The following is a 14,742-nucleotide window of genomic DNA, read 5'->3' on the forward strand; positions in this document are numbered from 1 at the left end:
CACGGCGGGGAGGAGATGGAGTGGCCCTGTTCCGGCGCGGCAGCAAGAGTGCTGCCGCCGACGACGCCGTCCCGCAGGACGAGAACGTGACGACGCCCGAGACGTCGTCCCCGCAGTCCGCGCCCACCACGGGACCGTGGGACGTCGAGGACGCCCCCGTCGACGTGCCGCGGGTCGACCTCGGTGCCGTGCAGCTGCCCGGCATCGAGGGCATGGAGCTCCGGATGGAGATCGACGAGGCCAGCCGCACCGTGTCCGGCGTCTCGGTCGCCCTCGACGGCTCGATCATGCAGGTCCAGGCCTTCGCCGCACCGCGGACGGAGGGCATCTGGGACGAGATCCGCACCGAGATCGCCGCATCGATCACGCAGCAGGGCGGCACCGTCGACGACCTGCCCGGCCCGTTCGGCCGCGAGCTGCTCGCGCGCATGCCCGTGCGGACGCCCGAGGGCCGCACCGGGCACCGCCCCGCGCGGTTCATCGGCGCCGACGGCCCCCGCTGGTTCCTGCGCGGCGTGCTGACCGGCAGGGCCGCCGTCGAGCCGGAGGCGGCGTCGGCGCTCGAGCAGGTGTTCGCGCAGATCGTCGTCGTACGAGGCACCGACGCCCGGCCCCCGCGCGATCTGCTGCCGCTGCGTCTCCCGGACCAGAGCGGACCGGCACCTGCCGGTCCGGAGGGCGGTGCCGAGCCGGACTTCGACCCGTTGCGGCGCGGCCCCGAGATCACCGAGATCAGATGAGGACCCGATGAGCCTGAAGTCACGGCTGCACCACCTCCTCGCCTCCCAGGCCGAGCTCGAGGCCGACGAGGAGCGCGACCAGGTGCGTCGGATGGGCGGCTGCACGCCTGTCGAGAAGGTGGGGGACCGCACCCGTGCGCGGGTGTCCGGCGTCGTCCGCTCGGTCACCCTGCGCCCGCGGGAGAACGTGGCCGCCCTCGAGGCGGAGCTGTACGACGGGAGCGGCACGCTCGACCTCGTCTGGCTGGGCCGACGGGAGATCGCCGGCATCAGCCCGGGACGACGACTGCGTGCCGAAGGTCTCGTGTGCGTGGTCGACGGGCGCCGGACCGTCTTCAACCCCCGGTACGAGCTCCAGCCCCGACCCGGTGAGTGAGCAGCAGGGCGCGTCCGCGCGTGGGCTCAGGGCGCTGACCGGCGAGGAGTTCTCCGCGACGGAGGCGCTCGGCGGCGTCCGCGGCGTGGTGGAGTCGGTGGCGCCGGGCCTGCTCTTCGTCGTGGTGTACCTCGTGGCGGGGGAGCGGCTGCGGCCGGCGCTGATCGCCGCGGTGGCCGCGGCGGTGCTGGCCGTGGTGGCGCGGCTGGTGCAGCGGACGCCGGTGACGCAGGCGTTCTCGGGACTGCTCGGTGTGGCCGTCGGCGTCGTGTGGGCCTGGCGGTCCGGCGCCGCGAGCAACTACTTCCTGGTCGGGCTGCTGACCAATGGCGCCTACCTCGTCGGGACGGCGCTGACGATCGTCCTCGGCTTCCCGCTGGTCGGTCTGGTCGTCGGCCTGTTCGCCAAGGACGGCCCCCTGTCGGGCGGCCCGTGGTCCGCGGTGCTCGCCTGGCGCGGCGACCGGTCGCGGCGCCGCGCGTACGCCCTGGCCACCTGGCCCTGGGTCGGCATGTTCGCCGTCCGGCTGGCCGTCCAGGTCCCGCTCTACCTGCAGTCGGACGTCGCCTGGCTCGGGACCGCCAAGCTGGCGATGGGCCTGCCGCTGACGGCGCTGGTGCTCTGGGTCAGCTGGCGGATGGTCCGTGCAGCAGAAGGTCCTCCAGCTGCTGCTCCTGAGCATCCCGCCCGGTGACGAACAGGAGCTCGTCGCGACCCTCGAGGGTGTCGTCCGCGCTCGGTGCCAGCGGTCGGGTGTCGCGCACGATCGCGGCGAGCACCGTGTCGGTCGGCCAGACGATCTCGCCGACGCGCACGCCGACCAGCGGCGAGTCCGACGGCAGCGTGAGCTCGAGGATGTCCGCGCGCGACTGATGGAAGGTGAAGATCTTCACCAGGTCGCCGACGGCGACGGCCTCCTCGACCATCGCCGTCATGATCCGTGGCGTCGAGACGGCGACGTCGACACCCCACGCCTCGTCGAACATCCACTCGTTCTTCGGGTTGTTCACCCGCGCGACCGTGCGCGGCACGCCGAACTCGGTCTTCGCCAGCAGCGCGACGACCAGGTTCGCCTTGTCGTCACCGGTCGCGGCGACCATCACGTCGCACTCGTCCGCCTTGACCTCGCGCAGCGTCGGTAGCTCGCACGCGTCGGCCAGCAGCCACTCGGCGTCCGGCACCTGGGCGACCCGCATAGCGGACGGCTGCCGGTCGATCAGCGTGACCTGGTGCTCGTGCGCGAGCAGCTCGCGCGCGATCGACCGGCCCACGGATCCCGCACCCGCGATCACGACCCTCACTCCGTCACCCCCGGTGCGGTGCCGAGCACGCGCTCGACGGCGTCCATGTCCTCGACACGCTGCAGCACGTGCAGCACGTCGTTCTCCTGCAGCACCGTGTCGGCGGCCGGGAGGATGCCGTCGCCGTACCGGGTGACGTAGGCGACGCGCGCCCCGGTGGCTGCCTCGATCGCGCGCAGCGGTCGGCCGATCCAGCCGGCGTGGACGTCCACCTGGGCCAGGCTGATGTGGCCGGAGGCGTCCCGGTACTGGTCCTGCGCGCCCATCGGCAGCATGCGGCGCAGCACCTGGTCGGCGGTCCAGCGGACCGTCGCGACCGTCGGGATGCCCAACCGCTGGTAGATCTCCGCGCGGTGCGGGTCGTAGATGCGCGCGACGACGTTCTGCACCCCGAACGTCTCGCGCACCACGCGCGCGGCGAGGATGTTCGAGTTGTCACCGTCGGAGACGGCGGCGAACGCGAACGCGTCCTCGATCCCGGCGCCCGTCAGCGTGTCGCGGTCGAAGCCGAGGCCCGTGACCTTCTTGCCCTCGAAGCTCGAGTCGAGCCGGCGGAACGCCTCGGGGTTCTGGTCGATCACCGCGACGGAGTGGCCGCGGCCCTCGAGCGAGAGGGCCAGCGTCGCGCCGACGCGGCCGCAGCCCATGATGACGAAGTGCACAGGCGGTCACGCTACAGCCTCGGTCGGAGGGCCGCGGCCCGGCGGTGAGGGGGCCCCACGGGCGGCGGGCCGGCGCCGAACGGCCGCTCGAGGACCGTCAGGGTCCGCACCAGGGCCAGCCTGGCGACCCGCCGGGCCGGGCTGTGGCGGGCGCACCCGGGGCATACGATCTGGCCTCGTGTCCGAGATCGCCGATGCGGCCAAGCGGCTCCTGCTGGGCCGTCCCATGCGCAGCGACCGCCTCGGTCACACGCTGCTGCCCAAGCGCATCGCCCTGCCGGTGTTCGCCTCCGACGCACTCTCGTCGGTCGCGTACGCCCCGGACGAGATCCTGCTGACCCTGTCCATCGCCGGGGTGGCCGCGCTGGTCGTCTCGCCCTGGATCGGCGTCGCCGTGGTCGTCGTCATGGTGACCGTCGTCGCCTCCTACCGGCAGAACGTGCACGCCTACCCCTCTGGCGGCGGCGACTACGAGGTCGCCACCGTGAACCTGGGTCCGAACGCGGGCGTCACCGTCGCGAGCGCGCTGCTGGTCGACTACGTGCTGACGGTGGCCGTGTCCATCTCCTCGGGCGCCCAGTACGCGGCGACGGCGATCCCCGCCCTGCAGGGTCACGAGCGAGACTTCGCCATCGGGCTGGTGGTCGTGCTGATGCTGATCAACCTGCGTGGGGTCAAGGAGTCCGGGACGGCGTTCGCCATCCCGGTGTACTGCTTCATGGGCGTCATCGGCCTGCTGGCCGTGGTCGGCGCGATCCGCTACATGACCGGGCACCTCCCGATGGCCGAGAGCGCCGGCTTCACCCTCGACCCGGAGGCGGGGTACCAGACCGGGGTCACCGGCCTGGGAGGCGCCTTCCTGGTGCTGCGGGCCTTCGCGTCCGGCTCGGCGGCCCTCACCGGTGTCGAGGCGATCTCCAACGGCGTGCCGGCCTTCCGCAAGCCGAAGTCGAAGAACGCCGCCACCACCCTGGCCCTGCTCGGCGGCATCTCGATCACGATGATCATGTCGATCCTGCTGCTGTCCCGCGCGACCGGCGTCACCTTCGCGGACCGGCCGTCCGAGCAGCTGCTGCGCGACGGGGTTCCCGTCGGCGACTCCTACGTGCAGCACCCGGTGATCAGCCAGCTCGCCGCGTCGGTGTTCCACGGCGCCGGCTGGATGTTCGCCATCACCGCCGTGGTGACGGGTCTCATCCTGACCCTGGCGGCGAACACCGCCTTCAACGGCTTCCCCGTGCTCGGCTCGATCCTGGCCCGCGACGGGTACCTGCCCCGGCAGCTGCACACCCGCGGTGACCGGCTCGCGTTCTCCAACGGCATCGTCACCCTCGCGGCCGGCGCGGTCATCCTGATCTGGGCGTTCGACGCGCAGGTCACCCGGCTGATCCAGCTCTACATCGTCGGCGTGTTCGTCTCCTTCACGCTGAGCCAGCTCGGCATGACGCGGCACTGGACGCGCGAGCTGCGAACCGAGCAGGACGCGGCGAAGCGTGCGGCGATGAAGCGGTCGCGGATCATCAACGCGTTCGGCTTCTGCATGACGTCCGCCGTGCTCCTCGTCGTCCTGATCACCAAGTTCGTGCGCGGCGCGTACATCGCGATCCTCGCCATGGCGGCGGTGTTCCTGCTCATGCAGGCGATCCACAAGCACTACACGCGCGTGCGCCGCGAGCTGGCGCTGCAGGACGTCGGCTCCGCGAAGGCGCTGCCGAGCCGCGTGCACGCGATCGTGCTCGTCTCCCACCTGCACCGGCCGACGATGCGGGCGCTCTCGTACGCCCGGGCGTCCCGGCCGCAGGTGCTCGAGGCGGTGACCGTCGGCGTGGAGCCGGAGGAGGTGGCGGCGCTGCGGACCGCGTGGGAGCGGCTCGAGGTGCCGGTCCCGCTGAAGGTGCTGGACTCGCCGTTCCGCGAGATCACCCGGCCGGTGGTCGCCTACGTCCGGTCGATCCACCGTGAGAGCCCGCGCGACCTCGTCGTGGTGTACATCCCCGAGTACGTGGTCGGGCACTGGTGGGAGGCCCTGCTGCACAACCAGAGCGCGTTGCGGCTGAAGGGACGCCTGCTGTTCACGCCGGGCGTCGTGGTCGCGTCGGTCCCGTGGCAGCTGGCGTCGAGCGAAGGCCAGACCGGCCTCGAGGAGCGCACCCCGGGGACAGTGCCACGTGCCTGGTGACGCCCTGGTCGAGCTGGAGGTCGGTCCGGTCGCGCACGGGGGCCACTGCGTCGCGCGCCTGCACGGGCGCGTGGTGTTCGTGCGGCACAGCCTGCCCGGCGAGCGGGTGCGCGCTCGGCTGACCGAGTCGGGCGAGGGACGCCGGTTCTGGCGCGCCGACGCCGTCGAGGTGCTGGAGGCTTCGCCGGACCGGGTGCCGTCCGTCTGGCCGGCGGCGGGGCCCGGCGGTGTGGGCGGCGGTGAGCTCGCCCATGTGGCGCTGCCTGCGCAGCGCGCCTGGAAGGCGGCGGTGCTCGACGAGCAGCTGCGCCGGCTGGCGCACGTCGAGCTGGACGTGCCGGTGCTGGCCGCGCCGGGCGACGAGGAGCGTGACGGGCTGGCCTACCGCACCCGGATCGACCTCGTGGCCGACGGCTCCGGCCGTGGCGGCATGCGGCGCTTCCGGTCGCACGACGTCCAGGCGCTGGAGTCCATGCCGCTCGCCACCGAGACGATCGCCGGGCTCGACCTGTTCGAGCGCCGCTGGCCCGCCGGGGCGCGGATCGAGGCAGTCGCGCCTGCCGGCGGTGACGAGCCGCTGGTGCTGCTGGAGGGTGTCCCGTTCGACCTGCGCCGCGGCCGCCCGGACACCCGTCCCAACGCGCGGTCGTCCGTCCACGAGCGGGTCGGCGACAACGTCTACCGCGTGTCCGCGGCCGGGTTCTGGCAGGTGCACCGAGCGGCTCCGGCGGTGCTGGTCGACGCGGTCCGGGCCGGTGTCGGCGACGTCGTCGGCGCAACGGTGGCGGATCTGTACTCCGGCGCCGGCCTGTTCACCGTGCCCCTCGCGGACGCGGTCGGGCCGACCGGGTCCGTGGTGAGCGTCGAGGGCGACGAGCGCGCCGTGCGCGACGCCCGTCGGACGCTGCACGACCGGGACAACGTCACGCTGCACCACGGCGACGTGGCACAGGTGCTGAACCGGGCCGACGACGCGATGCGCGCGGACGTCGTCGTGCTCGACCCACCCCGGACCGGTGCCGGACGTGCCGTCGTCGGTGCCGTGGCGGCGCTGCGCCCGGACCGCGTCGTCTACGTGGCGTGCGACCCGGCCGCGCTCGCCCGCGACATCGGGCTGCTCGGCGAGGCGGGCTACCGGCTGACGCGGCTCCAGGGGTTCGACCTCTTCCCGCACACGCACCACCTCGAGGCGGTCGCGGTTCTCGAGCGCTGACCGGCCCGGGTCCGCGAGTCACCCACGTCGGCCCTCGTGCGTCGCGGCAGACGGCGCTCGGGGCCGGTGCGTGCCGACCGGCGCGCGCCTAGTGTGGTCGTGACGGCGGTCACCTCGCCGAGGAGGGAGCACGGCAGTGAGCGAGGAGAGGGAGGTCGCCACCCAGCGCCTGGCCGAGGCCAAGCGGGCGGTGACGGAGGAGCTGTTCAAGCAGGGCACGCCGGACTACGACCCCCGTACCTACGAGCGTCTGGTCGAGGCCGAGCGGAAGGCCGCCGAGGCGGTCGAGCACCGGGACACACCCGCCGGCTGAGGTGCCGGTCGGGAGTCGGGCAGGGTAAGGTATCTCGACGTCGAGATAAATCGGTCCTGCCCGGCTCCAGGCCGCACGGCACCGACCCGTCCAGCGAAGGAGCACCTCGTGAGTGTCGACAGCTTCGGATCCCGGGGCACCATCGAGGTGGGCGGCACCTCGTACGAGGTGTTCCGGCTCGCAGCGGTACCGGGCGTCGAGCGACTGCCCTACAGCCTGAAGGTCCTCGCCGAGAACCTGCTGCGCACGGAGGACGGCGCGAACATCACCGCCGACCACGTGCGCGCGCTCGCCGCGTGGGACCCGGACGCCCAGCCGGACACGGAGATCCAGTTCACGCCGGCGCGCGTGATCATGCAGGACTTCACCGGGGTGCCGTGCGTCGTCGACCTCGCCACCATGCGCGAGGCCGTCGTCGAGCTCGGTGGCGACCCGAGCCGGATCAACCCCCTGGCCCCGGCCGAGCTGGTGATCGACCACTCGGTGCAGATCGACGTCGCCGGCCGTCGGGACGCGTTCGAGCGCAACGTCGAGCTGGAGTACCAGCGCAACCACGAGCGGTACCAGTTCCTGCGCTGGGGGCAGACGGCGTTCGACGACTTCAAGGTGGTCCCGCCGGGCACCGGCATCGTGCACCAGGTCAACATCGAGTACCTGGCCCGCGTGGTGATGACGCGCGAGGTCGACGGGGTGCTGCGGGCCTACCCGGACACGTGCGTCGGCACCGACTCGCACACCACGATGGTCAACGGCCTCGGCGTGCTCGGCTGGGGTGTCGGTGGCATCGAGGCCGAGGCGGCCATGCTCGGCCAGCCGGTCTCGATGCTCATCCCGCGGGTGGTCGGCTTCAGGCTGACCGGCTCCATCCCGTCCGGCGTCACCGCGACGGACGTGGTGCTGACGATCACCCAGATGCTCCGGGCGCACGGCGTCGTCGGAAAGTTCGTCGAGTTCTACGGGGCCGGGGTCGCCGCCGTGCCGCTGGCCAACCGGGCGACGATCGGCAACATGAGCCCCGAGTTCGGCTCGACGGCGGCGATCTTCCCGATCGACGACGTCACGCTGGACTACCTGCGGCTGACCGGCCGCAGCGACCAGCAGGTCGCGCTGGTCGAGGCCTACGCCCGCGAGCAGGGGCTCTGGCACGACCCGGGCACGGAGGCGCTCTACTCCGAGTACCTCGAGCTCGACCTGTCCACGGTGGTGCCGTCGATCGCCGGGCCCAAGCGACCGCAGGACCGGATCGAGCTCCGGCAGGCGAAGTCCGCGTTCGAGCGTGACCTGCCCACCTACGCACCTGAGGTACGTGACCTGGTCGACCAGGCGGAGGAGGAGTCGTTCCCGGCCTCCGACTCCCCGGCCATAGGGGGTCAGGCGCTCCGCACGGTGCCGGTCACCGACATCAACGGCAAGCAGTTCGAGCTGTTCCACGGCGCGGTGGCGATCGCGTCGATCACGTCGTGCACCAACACGTCCAACCCGTCGGTGATGCTGGCGGCCGGCCTCCTGGCGAAGAAGGCGGTCGAGCGCGGGCTGACCGCCAAGCCGTGGGTGAAGACGTCGATGGCGCCGGGCTCGCAGGTGGTCACGGACTACTACGAGAAGGCCGGCCTGTGGCCGTACCTCGAGAAGCTCGGCTTCCACCTGGTCGGGTACGGCTGCGGCACCTGCATCGGCAACTCCGGTCCGCTCGACGAGCAGGTCTCGGCCGTGGTGAACGAGCACGACCTCGCCGTCGTGTCGGTGCTGTCCGGGAACCGCAACTTCGAGGGCCGGATCAACCCGGACGTCAAGATGAACTACCTGGCGAGCCCGCCGCTGGTGATCGCGTACGCGCTGGCCGGGACGATGGACTTCGACTTCGAGTCCGACCCGCTGGGTCGCACCGAGGACGGGCACCCGGTGTTCCTGCGGGACATCTGGCCGTCGCCGCAGGAGGTCCAGGAGACGATCGACTCCTCGATCGACCGTGCGATGTTCACGGCCGACTACGCCGACGTGTTCGCCGGCGACGACCGGTGGCGCTCGCTGCCGACGCCGGAGGGCGACGTGTTCGCCTGGGACGCGGAGTCGACCTACGTCCGCAAGCCCCCGTACTTCGAGGGGATGACGGCCACGCCGGCACCCGTCCAGGACATCAGCGGCGCCCGCGTGCTGGCGAAGCTGGGCGACTCGGTCACCACCGACCACATCAGCCCCGCCGGGTCCATCAAGGCGGACAGCCCCGCGGGCCGGTACCTGGCCGAGCACGGGATCGAGCGCAAGGACTTCAACTCCTACGGCTCGCGCCGCGGGAACCACGAGGTGATGATCCGCGGCACGTTCGCCAACATCCGGCTGCGCAACCAGCTGGTGCCGGGCGTCGAGGGCGGCTACACGGTCAACTTCCTCACCGGCGAGCAGCAGGCGATCTACGACGCGTCGACCGCGTACCAGGCGGCCGGTGTGCCGCTCGTGGTCCTGGGCGGCAAGGAGTACGGGTCCGGCTCGTCGCGCGACTGGGCGGCCAAGGGCACGGCGCTGCTCGGCGTCCGTGCGGTGATCGCCGAGAGCTTCGAGCGCATCCACCGCTCCAACCTCATCGGGATGGGCGTCCTACCGCTGCAGTTCCCGGAGGGTGAGTCGGCCGACTCGCTGGGGCTGGACGGCACGGAGACGTTCGACGTCTCCGGCGTCACGGAGCTGAACGAGGGCCGCACGCCCCGGACGGTCCACGTGCGGGCGACGAAGCAGGACGGCAGCGTCGTCGAGCTCGACGCCGTCGTCCGCATCGACACCCCCGGAGAGGCGGACTACTACCGCAACGGCGGGATCCTGCAGTACGTGCTGCGGCAGGTCGCCGGCGTCGCCTGACGCCGAAGTACGAGGCCGCCCCACCTGGTCCGGTTCCGGCCAGGTGGGGGCGGCCTCGTCGTCGGGCGCGTGCACGCCCGGCGTGCCTCAGGTCAGCGCAGCTCGATGCGACGCGAGGCGTCCCAGGGCCGCGTCCAGCCGAGCGAGTCGAACATGCCGGAGAGCACCAGGGCGGTGAAGCCCCAGACGACGACACCGGCGACCTCGAAGGCCGGCGTGCTGACCTCCGGTGCACGGCGCAGCCGCACGGTGCCGCGATTCGCCGGGTCCAGCAGGTCGGCGACGGGGATGCGGAACACGTCCACCGTCTCGCGGTGGTCGACGGCCGCCACCCGCGACGGCCGTGCCCACCACGCCGGGACCGGCGTGACCACGTGGCGGCTGACGGGCAGCGGCAACGCCGGGAGGGAACCGAGCACCTCGACACCGGCCGGGTCGAGACCGGTCTCCTCCACCGCCTCGCGGACCGCGGCCTGCTCCGGAGTCTCGCCCGCCTCCAGCCGGCCGCCTGGGAAGGCGATCTGGCCGGGATGGTGCCCGAGGGTCGCCGCACGGCGCTGCAGCAGCACGTCGAGGTCGGTGGAGACCGGTGCGCCGGCCGCCGAACGTGCCGGGACCGCGTCGAGCACGCCGAAGAGCACGAGGACTGCGGCGGCCCGCGAACCGGGAACCACCACGGACCGGGACGCGTCGAGCTGCCACGGCGGTCCCGCCGCGACGAGCGCGGACAGCTCGGCGCGGGCGTCCGTGCTCACCCGCGGCTGCGCACCTGGTCGGCGAACGCGGTGACCACGGAGCTGCCGGCGACCGTCAGCGCGGGCAGGTGGGCCGCCGCCGCCGTGCGCAGGGCATCCACCTCGTCCTCGTCGAGCTCGCCGACCATCTCGGGGGTCGCCAGCCACAGCTCGAGCTGGTCGGCCCCGACCTCGAGGTGGAACTGGATGCCCAGCGCCGAACCGGCCCGGAAGGCCTGCACCGGCGTCGTCGCGGACCGGGCCAGCAGGGTGGCGCCGTCCGGCAGCTCGACGGCGTCGGAGTGCCAGTGCAGCACCGTGGGCGCGGTGCCGACGGCGCCGAGCGCCGACAGCACCGGGTCGTCGGCCACGAGCTCGACGGGGCCGAACCCGAGCTCGGACCCGGCCCGCCGACGGAGCGGTGCGCCGAGGGCGAGGCCCAGCAGCTGCATGCCCAGGCACACACCCAGCACCGGGACGCCGGCGTCCACCGCGGCGGCGATCAGCTCACGCTCGGCCGCCAGACCCGGATGGCCGGCGACGTCGTCGGCGTCCATTGGTCCGCCCATGACCACCAGCCCGGACAGCTCGTCGACGTCGGGCAGCCGCGGTGCCGGGTCGTCCAGCACCGTCCGCACCCGGTAGGGCGCGCCGAGGGCCGGGCCGATCAGCCCCGGACCCTCGTGCGGCGCGTGCGTCAGGATCAGCGCAGGGCGCACCGGCTCACCAGCCGTCCGGCAGCGGGCGGCCCTCGTCGTAACCGGCGGCCGACTGCAGGCCCACCACGGCACGCTCGTGCAGCTCCTCGAGCGTGCTCGCCCCGACGTAGGTGGCGGCGGAGCGAACCCCGGCCGTGATCGAGTCGATCAGGTCCTCGACGCCCGGGCGCCGCGGGTCGAGGTACATCCGCGAGGAGGAGATGCCCTCCTCGTAGAGCCCCTTGCGCGCACGCTCGAACGGCGAGCCGCCGCGCGTGCGAGCGGCGACCGCGCGGGCGGACGCCATGCCGAAGCTCTCCTTGTACAGCCGTCCGTCGGGGTCCGTGTGCAGGTCGCCCGGCGACTCGTGCGTGCCTGCGAACCAGGAGCCGATCATCACCTGCGACGCACCGGCGGACAGCGCCAGGGCGACGTCGCGCGGGTAGCGGACGCCGCCGTCGGCCCAGACGCTGCGTCCGAGCCGCCGTGCCTCCTGCGCGCACTCCAGCACGGCCGAGAACTGCGGCCGGCCGACGGCGGTCATCATGCGCGTGGTGCACATCGCACCGGGGCCCACGCCGACCTTGACGATGTCCGCGCCCGCCTCGACGAGGTCGCGCGTGCCCTGGGCGGTGACGACGTTCCCGGCGACCACGGGCACCTGCGGGTCGAGCGAGCGGACGGCTGCCAGCGCGTCGAGCATCTTGCGCTGGTGGCCGTGCGCCGTGTCGACGACGAGCACGTCGACCTCGGCCTCGAGCAGGCTCGCCGCCTTCGCCCGCACGTCGCCGTTGATGCCCACCGCCGCGCCGACCCGAAGCCGGCCACGCCCGTCCAGTGCGGGCGTGTAGATCGACGACCGCAGCGCCCCGACCTGGGTCAGCACCCCGATCAGCATGCCGTCGCGCACCACCGGCGCGAACCGACGGCGCGAGGCGTGCAGTCGCTCGTACGCGTCCTCGAGACCGGCCGTCCCGCGCTGCTCCAGCACCTGCAGGTCGAGCGTCGTCGGGTTCTGCGCCATCACCTCAGCAACCTGGGTGAACCGGTCGACGTCGCGGCAGTCGGCCTCGGTGACCACCCCGACCGGGCGGCCCTCGTCCACCACCACGGCCGCGCCGTGCGAGCGCTTGCCGATCAAGGTGACCGCGGTCTGCACGGTGTCGTGCGGGCTGACCACCACGGCGGTCTCGACGACGGGGTGCCGGGACTTGACGGAGGCGACCACCTCGGCCACCACGTCCGTCGGGGTGTCCTGGGGCAGCACCGCGAGGCCGCCACGGCGGGCGACGGTCTCCGCCATCCGTCGCCCCGCGACGGCGGTCATGTTCGCGACGACGACGGGGATGGTCGTCCCGGTGCCGTCAGCGGTGGTCAGGTCGACGTCGAACCGGGAGACGACCTCCGACCGGGACGGTACGAGGAAGACGTCGCCGTAGGTCAGGTCGCCGGAGGCCGTGTGGCCGGGCAGGAAGCGCATGGGAGTTCCCCTTTCCGAGACAGCCTACCGGGGGTCGCACGACAGCCCTCGGGTCGCGACCAGGTCCGCCGGGCGGCCACCCGTCGACGAGTGCCTCTTCACCGCCCGCGCGCCGCGGCCCCGTGCCGGTGAGCGCGACGGTCCGGGGCCGGCGGCCATACAGTGTCCTTCGGCCTTCGTGCGGTGCGGCGGTCGAGCGGCGGCCGGAGGGAGGGCAGCGTGGGGCTCCTGGAGCACATCTCGTCGCCCGCGGACGTCCGGCGGCTCTCGCCCCGCGAGGTGGACGAGCTCGCCGGCGAGATCCGGCACTTCCTGGTCGAGTCCGTCTCGCGGACGGGCGGCCACCTGGGCCCCAACCTCGGCGTCGTCGAGCTGACAATCGCGCTCCACCGGGTGTTCCGTTCCCCGCACGACACCCTGGTGTTCGACACGGGCCACCAGGCGTACGTGCACAAGCTGCTGACCGGTCGGTCCGACTTCACGCAGCTGCGGCGCCGTGGCGGTCTGTCGGGGTACCCCAGCCGCAGCGAGTCCGAGCACGACGTGGTGGAGAACTCGCACGCGTCGACGGCGCTGAGCTGGGCCGACGGCATCGCCAAGGCGTACGAGCTGCGGGGTGAGCCGGACCGGCACGTCGTCGCGGTGATCGGTGACGGGGCGCTGACCGGGGGCATGGCCTGGGAGGCGCTGAACAACATCGCCGCGGGGGAGGACCGCCGCCTCGTCGTCGTCGTGAACGACAACGGGCGCAGCTACGCCCCGACCATCGGCGGCCTCGCGCGGCACCTCGACACGCTCCGCACCACGCAGGGGTACGAGAGCGTGCTGAGCTGGGGCAAGGCGACGCTGCGCCGGTCCGGTCCGCCGGGACGCCTGGCCTACGACGCGCTGCACGGCCTGAAGAAGGGCCTGAAGGACGTCGTCGCGCCGCAGGGCATGTTCGAGGACCTCGGCCTGAAGTACATCGGCCCCGTCGACGGTCACGACGAGCGCGAGGTCGAGCGGGCGCTGCGCCGGGCGCGCGCCTACGGCGGTCCGGTGATCGTGCACGTGATCACGGAGAAGGGCCGCGGGTACACCCCCGCCGAGCAGGACGTCGCCGACCGGTTCCACGCGGTGGGCCAGATCCACCCGGAGACCGGCCTGCCCCTGGCGCCCTCACGCTTCGGGTGGACGAGCGTGTTCGCCGACGAGATCGTCCGGATCGGCCGTCGGCGCCGTGACGTCGTCGCGGTCACGGCCGCGATGCTCCAGCCGGTCGGGCTGGCGCCCTTCGCCGCCGAGTTCCCCGAGCGCGTGTTCGACGTCGGCATCGCCGAGCAGCACGCCGCGACGTCCGCCGCCGGGATGGCCTTCGCCGGGCTGCACCCCGTCGTGGCGGTGTACGCGACCTTCCTCAACCGCGCCTTCGACCAGGTTCTGATGGACGTGGCGCTGCACCGTGCCGGTGTGACGTTCGTCCTCGACCGTGCCGGGATCACCGGCGACGACGGTGCGAGCCACAACGGCATGTGGGACCTGTCCCTGCTGTCCCTGGTGCCCGGCCTGCGCCTGGCGGCGCCCCGCGACGAGGCGACGCTGCGCACGGCGCTGCGCACCGCCGTCGACGTCGACGACGCTCCCACGGTCGTGCGCTACCCGAAGGGGGCGCTGCCCGAGCCCGTGCCCGCGATCGAGCACCTGGACGGGGTCGACGTGCTCGCCCGGCACGCCGTGAAGGACCGCCCTGCGGCCCGGCGCGTGCTGGTCGTCGGGGTCGGTGCGATGGTGCCGACCGCTCTGGCGGTCGGCGACCTGCTCGCGGCGCACGGCCTGGCCGTGACGGTGGTCGACCCGCTGTGGCCGGTGCCGGTCCCGCCGACGCTGGTGAAGCTGGTCGGTGAGCACGAGCACGTCGTCACGCTCGAGGACGGCCTGGTCGAGGGCGGCGTCGGGTCGCTGCTCGCTCAGCGCTGCGTCGAGCAGGGGCTGCGTGGGGCCGTGCAGTCGTTCGGCATCCCGCGCGCGTTCCTGGGGCACGCGACTCGCGAGCAGCTCGTCGACCAGCTGCGGCTCGGTGCCGCCGACGTCGCCGCAGACGTGCTGACCGCACTCGGCGCGACCGACTGACCGGTATCTGCACCGGTTCGACCTGGGGACGAACGTCCCGAGACATCCTATGAATTGGGTCATAGCGTCGTCGTAGACCCGATA

Annotated in this window: 13 protein-coding genes; 8 read left to right on the forward strand and 5 right to left on the reverse strand. The window is 72.9% G+C overall.

All coding sequences use genetic code 11. The features are described from left to right. Positions 1-20 precede the first annotated feature (20 nt). The 3 genes from ACFQTY_RS12395 to ACFQTY_RS12405 are packed head-to-tail and all read left to right on the forward strand — an operon-like array spanning position 21 to position 1,810. Positions 21-740 (forward strand): DUF3710 domain-containing protein, encoded by a 720-nt coding sequence (locus ACFQTY_RS12395; RefSeq protein WP_378100842.1) that lies wholly within the window; start codon positions 21-23, stop codon positions 738-740. A 7-nt stretch (positions 741-747) separates the two neighbouring features. After that, on the forward strand, positions 748-1,116 hold the full coding sequence (locus ACFQTY_RS12400; protein WP_291762924.1) for an OB-fold nucleic acid binding domain-containing protein: 369 nt from the start codon (positions 748-750) through the stop codon (positions 1,114-1,116). Beyond that, a complete protein-coding gene (locus ACFQTY_RS12405; RefSeq protein ID WP_378100844.1) occupies positions 1,109-1,810 on the forward strand; it encodes a DUF3159 domain-containing protein in 702 nt (233 codons plus the stop codon). The genes ACFQTY_RS12400 and ACFQTY_RS12405 overlap by 8 nt, the downstream gene beginning before the upstream one ends. Here ACFQTY_RS12405 and ACFQTY_RS12410 read toward each other — a convergent pair. Further along, positions 1,743-2,417 (reverse strand): potassium channel family protein, encoded by a 675-nt coding sequence (locus ACFQTY_RS12410; protein WP_378100846.1) that lies wholly within the window; start codon positions 2,415-2,417, stop codon positions 1,743-1,745. The two genes, ACFQTY_RS12405 and ACFQTY_RS12410, sit on opposite strands and share 68 nt — an antisense overlap. Then, a complete protein-coding gene (locus ACFQTY_RS12415; protein WP_378101781.1) occupies positions 2,414-3,064 on the reverse strand; it encodes a TrkA family potassium uptake protein in 651 nt (216 codons plus the stop codon). Before ACFQTY_RS12415 ends, ACFQTY_RS12410 begins: the two co-directional genes overlap by 4 nt. A gap of 193 nt (positions 3,065-3,257) precedes the next feature. Between ACFQTY_RS12415 and ACFQTY_RS12420 the strand changes: the two genes are divergently transcribed. From ACFQTY_RS12420 to acnA, 4 genes are all read left to right on the forward strand, one after another. Beyond that, positions 3,258-5,258, forward strand: coding sequence for an APC family permease (locus ACFQTY_RS12420; protein WP_378100848.1), 2,001 nt, complete (start codon positions 3,258-3,260; stop codon positions 5,256-5,258). Beyond that, a complete protein-coding gene (locus ACFQTY_RS12425; RefSeq protein WP_378100851.1) occupies positions 5,248-6,471 on the forward strand; it encodes a class I SAM-dependent RNA methyltransferase in 1,224 nt (407 codons plus the stop codon). The genes ACFQTY_RS12420 and ACFQTY_RS12425 overlap by 11 nt, the downstream gene beginning before the upstream one ends. A 136-nt stretch (positions 6,472-6,607) precedes the next feature. Beyond that, positions 6,608-6,784, forward strand: a complete 177-nt coding sequence (locus ACFQTY_RS12430; RefSeq protein ID WP_263730899.1) for a translation initiation factor 2 — start codon at positions 6,608-6,610, stop codon at positions 6,782-6,784. A gap of 108 nt (positions 6,785-6,892) precedes the next feature. Beyond that, on the forward strand, positions 6,893-9,637 hold the full coding sequence (acnA, locus tag ACFQTY_RS12435; protein WP_378100853.1) for an aconitate hydratase AcnA: 2,745 nt from the start codon (positions 6,893-6,895) through the stop codon (positions 9,635-9,637). A gap of 92 nt (positions 9,638-9,729) precedes the next feature. Here acnA and ACFQTY_RS12440 read toward each other — a convergent pair whose 3' ends face one another. From ACFQTY_RS12440 to ACFQTY_RS12450, 3 genes are read right to left on the reverse strand one after another with little or no spacing between them, the layout of a single operon-like run. Continuing rightward, positions 9,730-10,392, reverse strand: coding sequence for an NUDIX hydrolase (locus ACFQTY_RS12440; RefSeq protein ID WP_378100856.1), 663 nt, complete (start codon positions 10,390-10,392; stop codon positions 9,730-9,732). Next, on the reverse strand, positions 10,389-11,090 hold the full coding sequence (locus ACFQTY_RS12445; RefSeq protein ID WP_378100858.1) for a type 1 glutamine amidotransferase: 702 nt from the start codon (positions 11,088-11,090) through the stop codon (positions 10,389-10,391). The genes ACFQTY_RS12440 and ACFQTY_RS12445 overlap by 4 nt, the downstream gene beginning before the upstream one ends. 4 nt (positions 11,091-11,094) lie before the next feature. Beyond that, complete coding sequence (locus tag ACFQTY_RS12450; protein WP_378100860.1) at positions 11,095-12,549, reverse strand: GuaB1 family IMP dehydrogenase-related protein; 1,455 nt, start codon at positions 12,547-12,549, stop codon at positions 11,095-11,097. Positions 12,550-12,768: 219 nt separating this feature from the next. Between ACFQTY_RS12450 and dxs the strand changes: the two genes are divergently transcribed. Continuing rightward, the gene (dxs, locus tag ACFQTY_RS12455) at positions 12,769-14,658 is read left to right on the forward strand and encodes a 1-deoxy-D-xylulose-5-phosphate synthase (RefSeq protein WP_378100862.1); all 1,890 of its coding nucleotides are present in this window, start codon (positions 12,769-12,771) and stop codon (positions 14,656-14,658) included. Positions 14,659-14,742: the final 84 nt, after the last annotated feature.

This window comes from Cellulomonas sp. T2.31MG-18, assembly GCF_964266755.1.
In the GTDB taxonomy this organism is placed as follows: domain Bacteria; phylum Actinomycetota; class Actinomycetes; order Actinomycetales; family Cellulomonadaceae; genus Cellulomonas.